This window comes from Microvirga sp. ACRRW (genome assembly GCF_022346925.1).
In the GTDB taxonomy this organism is placed as follows: Bacteria; Pseudomonadota; Alphaproteobacteria; order Rhizobiales; family Beijerinckiaceae; genus Microvirga.
In genome coordinates, this window is record NZ_JAKRNJ010000001.1 from 795,358 (window position 1) to 808,941 (window position 13,584).

Genomic DNA, 13,584 nt, shown 5'->3' on the forward strand with positions numbered 1-13,584 from the left:
ATCATGCAGCCTCTTCAAGATATCCACTGAGTTCCGCGAGCGCTGAAAGGAGCCCGCGACGATCGACCTTCGAGACGACTTCCGTAATCTTGAAGCGCCTTGCGAGGGCGATCAGTTGAGCGTCCGGCCTCAACGTCATACCGATGACCGGCGTTGAACGATGTTGAGGGTCCGCACGCAGAGTTGCGATGAAGGCGAAGCTGGAATGTCCAGGCAACTCGAGGTCGGCGATGATAACGTCCGGCTGAGCTCCGTTCGAGAGCATGCGCGCGGCGTCCTGAGCCGTAGCCGTGGTTTGAACGCGATAACCCGCGGCCTTCAGAACAGGGACGAGCATGTCTCTGAAGAAGTTCGACCCGTCGATGAGAAGCAGGGAATTTCCCTGCTTGTCCTTCTGATCCGAACGGGACCATGTTTCGAGCACGAGGGGCAGGTAATGGGCGACATTGACGATTTCCGTGGTGCGGCCCCGTACCACCGCCGACCCCACAAGATCGGAGCGTTCGGCAAGAAGCTCCACATCGAGCTTGTCCTCGACGATGTCGACGATTTCCGCCACCGCAAGCCCCATGGAAATTTCCCCATCGGAGAACACTAGAAGGGACTGCATCCCCTGCCTTTTTACCTCAAGCTCATCATCACAGGAGACGATCGGCATGAGGCGGCCACGATACTGAACAACCGGGCGTCCGCTCGCCCATTCAATCGTCGAGGCATCAATCTCTTCAAGACGCGTGACAAGCGAAAGCGGCACGGCTTTCAGGCTGTCGCTGCCGCCGCGGAAGACAAGCAGGCTCGTCAGCTCTTCGGCTGCGGCAATCGCCTGCTCCAGCGAGAGATCGCTCTGGAATTCGTCGCTTTGCCCTTCCGACCCGACCATCCGCGCAAGGCCATTGGGATCCACGATGAGGACGACGGCACCGTCGCCGAGAATGGTATTGCCGGAGAAGAGCTGAATGTGTCTCAGCTTCGAGGACATCGGCTTGACGACGATCTCCTCCGTATGGAAGACGCCATCGACGAGAATGCCAAAGCGCTGCTGCGCCACCTGCGTGACGACCACGAAGCCAGTATCGACATCTTCGACATCCGAAAGCCTCATCACCTTAGAAAGAGGAACAATCGGCAGCAAACGTTCACGTAGACGCAGGATCGGGGTTCCATTGATCCGCTCTATGGAATGTTCGGAGGCTGGCGAGACCCTGACGAGCTCCGACACCGCCACCTGCGGAATGGCGAAGCGCTGGTCTTTTGACGAGACGATCAAGGCAGCGACAATGGCCAATGTAAGCGGGATCTTGATGGTGAATATCGTGCCGCGCCCCTGCTCCGAGCGGATATCCACCGTCCCGCCGATCAGCTCGATATTGGTCTTCACCACGTCCATGCCGACACCCCGGCCGGACACGGATGTCACGGCAGCGGCAGTCGAGAAACCAGGATGGAAGATGAACTTGGCGACTTGAGCATCGCTCATCCGCTCAAGCTCGGATTCGCTGATGACTGCCCTTTCGACGGCCTTCCTGCGGATGGCGGCATAGTTCAAGCCTTTGCCGTCATCGGAAATCTCGATCGTGATCGAACCTCCCTCATGATAGGCATTCAGGCGGATGATCCCCTTCTCGGGCTTTCCGGCGGAACGGCGATCGGCAGGGCTTTCTATGCCATGATCAGCCGAGTTGCGGACCATATGGGTGAGCGGGTCCTTGATGACTTCGAGCACCTGGCGGTCGAGCTCGGTATCCGCCCCCTGCATGATCAGCTCGATCTTCTTGGACAATTCATTGGAGAGATCGCGAACGACACGCGGCAGCTTCTGCCATGCATTGCCAATCGGCTGCATACGCGTCTTCATAACGCCGTCCTGCAATTCCGCCGTCACCTGAGACAGGCGTTGCAATGGCACCTTGTAACCGTAATCCTCCGAATTGCGGCGCGCGATTTCAAGCAACTGGTTTCGGGTCAGAACAAGTTCCGACACCATCGTCATCAGATGCTCAAGCGTGTCGACGTTCACGCGGATCGTTTGAGCCTTTCCGGCAACGCCCTCTCCCCCGTCCGGCTGATCCGAGGCCTCTACGTCTTTCTTGACTACTTTTGGAGAAGCATTCGCCTGCGCGGAAGGTGCAGTCTGCTCAGGTTTTGCCGCAGCAATGGTCTCTGGCCCCGGTGCGTCGCGGAAGGCACGCTCCAGTTCATCCAGAGATACTTCTCCTGGCTTCAGCGCTCTCTCCAGAACCTGATAGACAAGAGAGCCGGAAGCCTTCTCGTCCTCCGGGCCGGGCGCTTCCTGGAAGGCACGTTCGAGCTCATCGAGAGAGACCTCGCCAGGCTTCAGCTCCCGCTCAAGAATCTGAGGGACCAACGTTCCAACCGTTTGCGCCGCGCTCGACACAGGAGCAGGCGCCTGTGCATGGCTCGTTGCATTCGACATGTGGTCGAGAGCCGCGATGAGGTCATCATCGGTTCCTTGCGGCTCGACACCATGGCGTTCCAGTTCGCCGAGGATGTCCTTGACCCGATCAAGCGTCGTCAGGATCAGCGACACGGCTGCTGTCGTGACCGGCATCCCATCGCGGAACTTGCCCATGAGGGTCTCCGCCGCGTGAGCAAGAGCCTCAAGCCGAGGGAGCCCAAGGAACCCGCAGGTCCCTTTGATGGTGTGCACCAATCGGAAGATGTTGCTGAGGATCGCCTGGTTGTTGGGATCCTGCTCGAAGCGGACCATCTCCACGTCGACCGTTTCAAGATGCTCGTTGGTCTCTGTGAGAAACTCAAGGAGAAGGTCGTCCATCGCGGTATCTCATCTCTGGTTAGGAAAGCTGTTTGTCATTCGTTTGCATACGCCTGGGCCGGGAAGACCTAGATCGGGTATGGCCGTCGAAGTTTGTGTTCTGATTGATCTTTTCTAAGAGCGATCACCACATCCGCCATCACCGCCTTTGCAGCGATGAAGGGGTCGTTATCGAGAGGGGCAGAGATGTTCTCTCTCAACCTGCAGAATTTCGTACGGGATATGGGCATGAGCTTAGTATCACGATGAGTTCAGCTGACCTTACCGGCTCTATCTTGCGTCAAGCTGATCTGCTGATGGACGCAAGATAGGCGGCGCTACTCAGGGCGTCCCTCATGAGCGCAATCTCCGTCACAGGCTCCAAACGCAAAGAGCCGGGTCAAGCGGACCCGGCTCTCATTATCCTTCCGATACCTTCAGCGGCGCTTGCCGCGGATCAGGGATTCAGGAGACGGCTCCCATGTAGGAATAGCCGATGTAGCGCTTTGCATCGATGGGATCGTAGCCCAGGCGCTGGCGCAGCTTCTTACGGAGCTTGCTGATGTGTCCTTCGACGACGCTGTCCTCGACATCGTCACTATAGAGGCCATAAACGCTGTCGAAGATCTGCTTCTTCGTAAGGCGATGCCCTTTTTTCCGCACGAGATACTCGAGGATATGGCGCTCGCGGCGCGGCAGCGAAAGAGGCACACCATCGACCTCCGGATCGCGACCATCGAAGAAAACCCTGAGCCGGTCGTTATCATTCTGGCCTGGCTTGCTCGTGCTGACGCTCAGCCGTCGCCACACTGCCTGGGAACGGGCGAGGATCTCCCGCACGTGAACCGGCTTACGAACAACATCGTCGAATTTTGCCGTAAAGAGTTCCAGTGTTTCTTCGAGAGAGCGCACATCGCTCAGCGCGATGATCGGCGCCTTGGAATGGCGACGGATGCTCTCGGCATAACTGGCGCGCTGATCAAAGCTGCCGAGAACGAATCCCTGGATTGCTTCCATGTCGGTGTCAGACGCCGCTTCCAGCCACTCGCTGAACTCGCCCGAATACAAGCCGATAGAAGATACACCTTCCCTTTTGAAGCTTGCCACATACCCTGACGTCACTATCTGTCGATCATCGACAACGATATACATGCTAGGCCCCCAGCCTTCACTATGAATTACTTACTCAACTCAATGAACAACTCGCCGTTTGTTTGCCACATTTGGTGGATACTTATTTATCCGGCAATCAAAAACTATGCCTGTTCGTTTGGAGGGGCAATACGTAGTGAGACAGAGGGTCAAGAGGGAAAAGATTAATAACTGTTAACGAATTAAGATTCGTTTCCGTTCTCGGCTTGGAGAATCGGGATCAGAATTAGATGAATCCCTGGAAACAGCATAAGCAATTGAGTTTATAGGGCGTTTTGGCGCTTGATATTGATGCTTCTACTTCAATTGCAGCCGTTAATAGTATGAATCTATATTACGTTTCTAAGTAATTCGCGAAAGCGTCCGCTACGTAATCCGGCCTACTGAGTCGCAAGCCTTCGGTGGGCCAAAATCGGCGCATGCTCTTAAAAAATGCGAAGTGATTCGCGCGGCTTTCAGCAAAAGCAAGTCCATCCCAACCGCCACGGAGTGATGAGATTAAGCCAGCAATCTTGCCCGCGCCTTTTCTGATCGATCAGGTCCAGTGCATCAGCCAAGCTGTGCATGCAGAAAAGATTCGGAGCGCTTAAAATAGAGTCAACTTGGTTAATCAACTGTTTCCCAAGCGTTCTTGACTCCGCTTCCAGCGGTCCATACCATTCCTGAGGTGACTTCATAGTTTTGTGACACAAACCCGAAGTCATTCCATGCACTATGGCAGACCTTCCTCAAGGTCCGGCATGACGCCCTGCCATCTTCCCGGTTCAAGCCCGGATTAAGCCTGAACAACAGATCGAGCCTTTCGCTCGAGGCATGATGCCATCCTGTTGAGTCGGTTGAGTCCCGACATCTTCTGAGCGGATCACATTCTTCCAGTCAGGCGTGTTGCATGTCGGAGCTTTCCTATAGCAGCCTTCATACGAGTTGGTGCGAAGCCGACCGCCTTGCTGCTCTTCGCAGGTTCCATGTTCTCGACGCGGAGCCTAATGACTTCTTCGACAGTATCGCCAGGATCGCCGCCCAGATCTGCAAAGCTCCTATCGGCTTGGTCAGCTTCATCGATGAGGAGAAACAGTGGTTTAAAGGCGCGCATGGTATCGAACTGAGGGAAGCGCCACGCGAATTGTCGATCTGTACGCATACGATATGCGGCAACGGGCTGTTCGTCGTGCCTGATCTTAGAAAAGGCACTCGCTTCAAGGATACTCCCCTCTTCGGGATTGAGCTTCGCGCCTTATTCTATGCCGGCCTGCCCCTGAAGACGAAGGAGGGGCTTGCGCTTGGAACATTATGCGTGCTGGACCTTAAGGCTCGCCGCCGCAGCCTCACGGAACAGCAATCTCAAGCGCTTCAAGGCCTTGCTCAAGCCATTCTGAACCACTTGGAACTGAGCCTCTCCGACAGGGCGCTCGTCGAAAGTGAACAAGTGAAGAAGCGCCTCTTGTCCAGCAGTAGTGATTGCATCGCCCTTCTGGATCTGAATCTCAAACTGCTTCATATGAATGAGAGCGGCCTGCAAGCCTTCGGCTTGGGAAGTTCCGCTACTGCTCAAGAGCAACGCTGGGCCGACCTTTTCTCCAGCTTGGATGATGAGGGCGCGCAGGCTTTTGCCATTGCGAAAGCTGGCGGCGTCGGGCGCTATAAAGGCTGTTGCGTGCCCCGAAGCGGGACCTCAAAGTCGTGGGCTATCGTCGTCACCTCGATCCTGGACGCTTCAGGCAAGCCTCAAGCCTTTCTCTGCGTTGCCCGTGACATCACGGACATGCAGCACGCAGAAGAATGTCTTCGTCAAAGCGAAAGCCGTGTCAGGACGCTTGTCGACGTCATGCCAACCTCCTTCCCTTCACCCCAGGCTGTCTGGTTCAGCAACGAAAAAGGCACTTTCACCTACTGCAACGAATATTGGTATGATTATACAGGTCTGGAACGCGACAGGCACAACTGCCAGGACTGGTCATCCGTCGTGCATTCGAGCAGGCGAGAGCAGACGCTGTTTCTCTTGAACGAGGCTTTCTCGAAAGAGAACTCGTTCGAAATTGAAATCCCCATTCGCCGCGCCTCCGACGGCACTTACAGGTGGTTCATTGTTCGCGGGCAGCCGCTCAAGGACGAGAATGGCAAGGTCGAGCAATGGTTCGGGATTGCCATGGACATCCATGAGCGCAAGCAATCCGAAGAGGCGCTTCGCGATAGCGAGGAGCGTCTTCAGCTTGCACTCAAAGCGGCTCACATGGTGGCTTGGGAGTACAATCCGAGGACGAGGATTGTGAGACGCTCCGAAAACTCGGTGGCCTTGCTGGGAATTCTGAATGGAACTGACATCGGTCTCTTTGAAAGTGTTCACCCGGCAGATCAGGCGAAAGTCAGCCAGTTCCTCGAGCGGATTGAGATCTACGGAGCAGATTCCGTCGAGTGTCGCTGCGTACAGCCCAACGGGAACCTCCGTTGGTTCAGAGCACGCGCGGAGAAAGCTGGCCCGGACCGAATTGTCGGGGTGACTTTCGATATCACAGACCATAAGGAAGCCGAGGAGGAGATTTGGCGTGCCGCCAATCATGATCCTCTCACGGGCCTTCCCAATCGCAGCCTGTTTCAGCGGCGGCTTGAGACGGCACTGGCCAATGCACGTCAGAATGGCACCAGCGTCAGTCTGCTGATGGTTGACCTCGACGAGTTCAAGGACATCAACGACACCCTCGGCCATGATGCCGGCGACGAGCTTCTGAAAGAGACAGCGTCTCGCTTATCGGCCATGGTTCGCGATTGCGACACCGTTGCCAGGCTGGGAGGAGATGAGTTTGCTCTTCTGGTCGTCGAGCCTTTGAAGCTGGAAAACTCGGCCAGGCTTGGCTCCTTGATTTTGGAAGCGTTGCGCCAGCCCTTCACATATCAGAAACGGACCTTGATCAGCCGCGGGAGCATCGGCGTCGCCGCTTTCCCGGACCACGATGATGAACCCACCGAGCTGATGAAGGATGCCGACATCGCCCTTTACCAGGCCAAGTCCCAGGGGCGCCATCGGGTTGTCACCTACTCGCCGGACATGCGGCACATGACGGAAGAGCGTGTGACCCTTGGCAGAAGCATCAGGGAGGCCGTCTTCAATCGTGAGATCGTTCCGTTCTACCAGCCGAAAGTTTCTCTCGATACCGGACAGATCGTAGGCTTTGAGGCCTTGGCGCGTTGGCGGCATCCTGGAAAGGGAATACTCACGCCGGCCACATTCGGATCCGCCTTTGAAGATCATGAGCTTGCGTCGGAAATCGGCAAGTTGGTCATGTCCACCGTTGCGACAGACCTGCGTCAATGGCTCGATGACGATCTTGCGATCGGCCGCGTTGCCATCAACCTCTCACCGGCCGAGTTCGTTCAACCCGGCATGGTCGACAACATGCTGAGAACCCTCGATTGGATTAAGGTGCCATCGAAATTCCTGGAGGTTGAAGTCACCGAGACGGTTCTTCTCGGCCGCAACTCCGGCAATGTCTCCAAGCTTTTGGATCAGTTTCGTCAGCACGACATCCATATCGCTCTGGATGACTTCGGCACAGGCTACGCCTCTCTCACGCACTTGAAGCAATTTCCGGTCGATCACATCAAGATCGACCGCAGCTTCGTTCAGAACCTGGAGCACGACCCGGATGACGAGGCGATCATTGCAGCCGTCATCGGTCTTGGAAAAAGCCTGAAGCTGCAGGTGACGGCTGAAGGCGTTGAAACGCTCGGTCAGGCACAGCGCCTACGAAGTCTCGGCTGCGACCATGTTCAAGGCTTCTTCTATGCGAAGCCGATCTCGGCTTCGGATGTACCCGATTTTCTATTAAAATGGAACCACAAAATGCTCCATCATCCGTTTCCGGAGAGCTCTGCATAGGGCTCTTCCGGAAGCGGATTGGAGAGCTTTTACGCGACAGAACGAGAACGCATTCGATAGTTGATAACATATCATGATCTGCGTCACGTCCACGCTGATCCTGTCGACAACCGCGATTTGATTTGAATTAGACTATTCTCTTTGTTAGCCGGGCCACACACATTGGTGAGACCCTCAACCTTCCTCGGCCACTCTATCCATGCCCTCTCGTACGACCAAGGACGGTCTTTCCTCAGCCATTTCCGAGCGTGTCCTGCCTCTTCATCACGTGAATATTGTCGGCACGGCACCTGAACCTGCTTTCGACGACATCGCTCAATTGGCTGCTGATATTTGCGGATGCCCGATGGCAGCCGTCACTTTCATCGATCATGACCGGCAATGGTTCAAGGCCGTCATCGGAAGCTTTCCCGAAGACGTTCCTCTCGATGCATCCATCTGTGCTCGCGCCCTTCGCGATTCCGATGTGACCTGCATAGGCGATCTTGCGGCACATTCCGACTTCAAGCAGAACCCTTTCGTCGCAGGCGAGCCATACCTGCGTTTCTATGCATCGGTTCCCATCCTGAGTGATGACGGCAACGTCCTGGGTTCCCTTTGTGTCTTTGACAACATCCCTCACCCCGAGACGCTCTCGGCCAAGCAAGCGCAATCTCTCCATGCTCTTTCCCGTGCGGTGACGCGCGAGTTCAGAAGCCAGCAGCTGAGCGTGCCGCAATCTTCCCCTCCAGAGAATGTGCAGGCTGTCCGTACGGATGAGTTGAAACTAACCGACAGGCGGCAGCAGGCCGAGCCTGGCGAATCCTACGAGATGGAATACCGCCTCCGTCACCATTCAGGTGACTATCGCTGGGTCTCATCGCGCATCCATCCTTTGAGGGACGATCAGGGCCGGATCGACAGGTGGATTGGCGCGAGCGTCGATGTCAATGCCCTGAAAGAAACTGGAGGCGGGGTCTCCAAGAACAAAGAAGTTGCCGAGCACTTGCTCGCGAGCTTCGACGGCCTTCTCATGATGATCGATCTCGAGGGCCATCTCCGCTTCATGAATCGCTATACTCAGTCATCGGCAGAGTGGGATGCTCTCTCCGGGATGGACGGCCGTCCTTGGCTCGGTCTTTGGAGAGAAGCGGATCAGGAGAGCGCGCGCGCCGCGCTTGAAAGCGCGAGATCCGGAACACCAGGGCGGTTTCAGGGAGCCGGGTCACTGCTCCTGGAGAACACGGCATGGTGGGACATCACCATCACTCCCATCATGGGATCTGATCATCGCCCAGAAGCCTTTCTGGCGATCGCGCGCGACATCAGCGACTTGAAAGCAAGCGAGCAGGACCTGCGCCACCAGAACGATCGCTATCGCGCGTTGGTGGATGCCAGTACTGCCATTGTCTGGCGGACGGATTGCGATGGCGCCTTGATCGAGAGCCATGGGTGGGAAGAGTTCACCGGTCAGTCGCTTGACAATTCCCGGGGGAGCGGCTGGTTGGAAGCTGTCCATCCTGATGACCAGGCGCGCCTCAAGGCTGCCTGGCGAAGCATTCTGGACTCTGAAGAGCTTGGAAGAGCCGAATGCCGGGTTGTGCTCCCCGATGGCAACTCCCGCTGGATGCAGATCACCGGAATACCGCTCACCGATATGGCCGGCGCCGTTCGTGAATGGATCGGCGCGCTCACCGACATTCATGAGCAGAAGGCCGCAGCCGAAAACCTGCGCATGAGCGAGCAGCGGTATCGGGCCTTGATCGAAACCAGCACTGCCATCGGCTGGCGCGCCGATACGGATGGCTTGTACATCGAAGGTTGGGGCTGGCACGAGTTCTGCGGACGCGAACCGACCGTCGGCGCACCGCTCGGCTGGCTGGATTTCATTCATTCCGACGATCGCGAGCATACGGCGGCTGCTTGGCAAGAAGCCATTACCGCAAGACAGCCCGCAAGGATCGTCCATCGGATGCTGGGCTTGAGCGGAGAATACCGCTGGGTGTTCTGCCGGGCGCTTCCCTTGCTGAATGAGGCTGGAGTAGTCGAGGAATGGGCCGGCACGATCTCCGACATTCACGACCGCAGAGCTGCCGAGGATAAGCTGCGTGCCAGCGAGGAGCGCCTGCGTCTTGCAGTGGAAACGACGGGGCTCGGCATCTGGGACGTCAACATCGTCACGGGCCGGCATCAATGGACCCCGGAGACATATCAGCTTCTAGGTCTTCCCGCGGGCGCCAAAATCGACCAGGAGACTCTTCCGCCCCTTATCCATCCGCAAGATCGTGATCGGGTTCAGCAGAAATTCTATGTCGATGTATCGGACAGCAACCTGACCTATAGCGATACGTTCCGTATTTTCCGCGCCGATACGGGTGAAGAGCGCTGGATCCTCGCAACAGGACGAACGGTTCTGGGCGATGACGGCGATCCTATTCGCAAGATCGGCACGGCCCAGGACATCACCGAGCGCAAGCTTGCGGAAATTGCCATCAAGACCAGCAAGGAGCAGCTGAGCCGTAGCGAGGCGCATCTGCGCTCGATTCTCGAAACCGTTCCAGACGCCATGATCGTTGCCGATGAGAAAGGCATTATCCGGTCGTTCAGCGCCACGGCAGAGCACATCTTCGGCTATCGCCCAGAAGAAGTGATCGGCACCAACGTAAAGTTCCTGATGCCCCTGCCCTACCGGGAGCAGCACGATGCGTATATCAGCCGCTATCGCCATTCCGGCGAGCGCCGCATCATCGGCAGCGGGCGCGTGGCCATGGCCCAACGCAAAGACGGCACAACCTTCCCCATGGAAGTACAGGTTGGCGAGATGCAATGGGAGGGAGAGCGCTATTTCACGGCCTTCATCCGCGATCTCACTGAACGCCAATACACCGAAATGCGCATGCAAGAGCTGCAATCCGAACTTGCCTACATGTCGAGACTGACAGCCATGGGCGAGATGGGCTCGACGCTCGCGCACGAGATCAACCAGCCTCTCACGGCCATCGCCAGCTATCTCAAAGGGTGCGGCCTCATTCTGGATCGCATGGAAGGCGCCGAGATAGCGACGCTCAGGCTTGCCGTCGACGAGGCCGCAGAGGAAGCTTTACGCGCTGGCGAAGTCATCCGTCAGTTGAGAGAGTTTGTCGCCCGTGGAGAAAGTGAGCACCGCGTGGAGCAGCTTCAGCGGCTGATCGAGGAAGCGAGCGCGCTCGGACTTGTCGGAGCCAAGGAGAAAGGCATTCAGGTCGAGTTCGATTTCCCGTCAGACGACTTTCAGGTGATCGTCAATCGCGTTCAGATCCAGCAGGTTCTCATCAACCTCCTGCGCAATGCGGTTGAGGCGATGCACGGCATTCAGGACCGCTTCCTCACCATCCGGGCTGGCGCGGTGCAGGATGGAACGATGGTTCAGATCAGCGTGAAGGATACAGGCTCCGGCATCGCACCGGAGGTTTTGAGCAAGCTGTTCACGCCTTTCACGACCACGAAGAAGAGCGGCATGGGCGTTGGTCTGTCGATCTGCCGGACAATCGTGGAATCTCACGGAGGAAAGATCTGGGCCGATTCCATTCCAGGCGAAGGAACCACATTCCACTTCACGCTCAGAAGCGTCGATCTCGAAGAGGTTGCCTGGCCTGAAGACTGACGATCCGCGCAACGTGAAACACACACGAATGGAATTCAGCGGTCAGGCAGCGAGGCTTAGAACACCGGTCATGTCACTGGGAAAGAACATAAGCTCGGCCGCTTCGTCGGCTTCCAGGGCGGTTTCCTGCCGGAAGATGGTGGAGCGGTTTGGCTCCGCGTCTTGGTCAGCGCCTTGAGGCAGCCAATCCACGTCCACCCAATGGTTGGCATGATGCACGGAGACGATTTCGGCACCGAGAGCCTTGAGCTTCAAGCGGAGGTCGACGAAGCGCGCGAAAAACTCATTGTCGCTGGCCATCGAACCGGTGTGTATGGGAACATAGGCAATCATTGCACTTCCCTTGAGGGTATCTGTCTGCGGGCAATCATTACCCGCAGGCTTCCTGGATAAAGGGACGTGCTTGTGTGAAGCTGGTGCCGTCGCCAGCTCTCCCGGCATCATGTATCCTTCGATGGGTCTCTCCTCAGCGAGCCCTTCTCGGAGCGCAGCATGCCTCATTACCTTGGTATCGATGTCGGCACATCGGCGGTCAAAGCGCTGATCGTCGACGCGCAGCAGCGGCCCGTCGCGGAAGCGGATATTCCCCTGGAGGTTTCCCGTCCGCGCAATCTCTGGTCCGAACAGGGTCCCGAGAGCTGGTGGCAAGCGATTCAGGCGGCCATTGGGCAATTGCGCACCCAAGCGCCTGCGGTCTTTGCCGATGTCCGGGGGATTGGGCTCTCAGGCCAGATGCATGGCGCCGTCCTTCTGGACGCGCATGACAAGCCATTGCGACCGGCCATTCTCTGGAATGACGGCCGCTCCTTTCAGGAGGCGGACGACCTCAAGTCGCAGCATCCGGACCTTTCGCGGCTCATGGGGGTGATTCCCATGCCCGGCTTCACGGCCCCGAAGCTCCTGTGGCTTGCCCGCCATGAGCCGGAAGCATTCCGCAACTTAAGAAAGGTTCTCCTGCCGAAGGACTATATTCGCCTGAAACTCACCGGAAGCTGCGTCACCGACATGTCCGATGCAGCCGGGACCTGGTGGCTCGACGAGGCGGCGCGCGATTGGTCGGATGAAGCCCTCTCGGCAACGGGCCTGGAGCGTGCACAAATGCCCGACCTCGTCGAGGGCTCTGCGCCGTCCGGAACGTTACGCCCCGAGATCGCAGCGGAATGGGGGATGCGAAGCGACGTTGTCGTGGCCGGCGGAGCCGGCGATGCGGCAGCAGGGGCGGTTGGGCTGGGAGCCATCGAGGACGGATCGGCCTTCATCTCTCTCGGCACGTCCGGACAGCTGTTTGTCACCACGCGCCATTTCAGCCCCGCCCCCGAAGCCTTGGTCCATTCGTTCTGCCATGCCATTCCGGACCGCTGGTTTCAGATGGCGGCCATGCTGAACGGGGCGAGCTGCCTCGCCTGGGCGGCCGGGCTGCTCAACGCCGATATTGCGACTCTCCTGCGCCAGACTGAGGACGCCTATCGAGCGCCCACTTCCCTGCTCTTCCTGCCCTACCTCGCCGGAGAGCGGACGCCTCACAACGATCCCTATGCGCGCGGCGTCTTCTTCGGCCTTTCCCCGCAGACGCAACAAGCAGACTTGATCCAAGCGGTCCTGGAGGGTGTTGCCTTCACCTTCGCCGATGCCAAGGCATGTCTCGAACAAGCAGGCACGCAACTCTCTTACGCAGGCCTGATCGGCGGTGGTTCCCGAAGCGCTTTCTGGGCCCGCATTCTTGCCAATGTTCTGAACATTCCGCTCGTCCGCTATCAAGGCAGCGACAAAGGACCAGCCTTCGGCGCAGCCAGGCTGGCACGCCTGGCGGCAACCGGAGAACCTCCGGAAGCTGTGTGCTCGCCGCCCGCAGTGCTTGAAACCATAGAACCCGAACCTGGCCTCGTGGAGGCATATGGCCCACGTATCGAAGACTTCCGCCGCCTCTATCGAGCCCTAAGGCCTGAGTTCAGGCATGCCTTCGCAGGCGGCGATTGAAAGTGTTTTGAGCAGCCCTAATCTCCTTTCGTCCTGAACGATCAAGTCGCTCGCAATCAAGCCGAAGACGTCAGGGAGGAAAGAAACGTGGATCGGGGCTCTGCTGCGACATCCCCCAATTCCACCACTTCTCTTGGAGCTCCCGGGAGAAGCATGTTGGGTGCTGCCTTAGAGCAACCCCATATC

General features: G+C 57.5%; 6 protein-coding genes. 3 read left to right on the plus strand and 3 right to left on the minus strand.

The annotated features are described in order from the left end of the window. Window position 1 precedes the first annotated feature (1 nt). A complete protein-coding gene (locus MHY87_RS03985; protein ID WP_239349569.1) occupies window positions 2-2,794 on the minus strand; it encodes a hybrid sensor histidine kinase/response regulator in 2,793 nt (930 codons plus the stop codon). 444 nt (window positions 2,795-3,238) lie between these two features. Next, a complete protein-coding gene (locus MHY87_RS03990) occupies window positions 3,239-3,925 on the minus strand; it encodes a response regulator transcription factor (protein ID WP_239349571.1) in 687 nt (228 codons plus the stop codon). 889 nt (window positions 3,926-4,814) lie between these two features. On the opposite strand from MHY87_RS03990, the gene MHY87_RS03995 reads away from it, so the two are divergent. Together MHY87_RS03995 and MHY87_RS04000 are read left to right on the plus strand one after the other, a co-directional pair. Beyond that, a complete protein-coding gene (locus MHY87_RS03995; RefSeq protein ID WP_239349573.1) occupies window positions 4,815-7,799 on the plus strand; it encodes an EAL domain-containing protein in 2,985 nt (994 codons plus the stop codon). Between the two features lie 199 nt (window positions 7,800-7,998). Further along, window positions 7,999-11,421 carry a PAS domain S-box protein gene (locus MHY87_RS04000; protein WP_239349575.1) on the plus strand — a complete coding sequence of 1,141 codons (3,423 nt, stop codon included), beginning with the start codon at window positions 7,999-8,001 and terminating at the stop codon, window positions 11,419-11,421. Window positions 11,422-11,463: 42 nt separating this feature from the next. Here MHY87_RS04000 and MHY87_RS04005 read toward each other — a convergent pair whose 3' ends face one another. Beyond that, window positions 11,464-11,865 carry a hypothetical protein gene (locus MHY87_RS04005; RefSeq protein ID WP_239349577.1) on the minus strand — a complete coding sequence of 134 codons (402 nt, stop codon included), beginning with the start codon at window positions 11,863-11,865 and terminating at the stop codon, window positions 11,464-11,466. Window positions 11,866-11,913: 48 nt separating this feature from the next. Here MHY87_RS04005 and xylB point away from each other — a divergent pair, with 48 nt between their 5' ends. After that, the gene (xylB, locus tag MHY87_RS04010) at window positions 11,914-13,398 is read left to right on the plus strand and encodes a xylulokinase (protein ID WP_239349579.1); all 1,485 of its coding nucleotides are present in this window, start codon (window positions 11,914-11,916) and stop codon (window positions 13,396-13,398) included. Window positions 13,399-13,584: the final 186 nt, after the last annotated feature.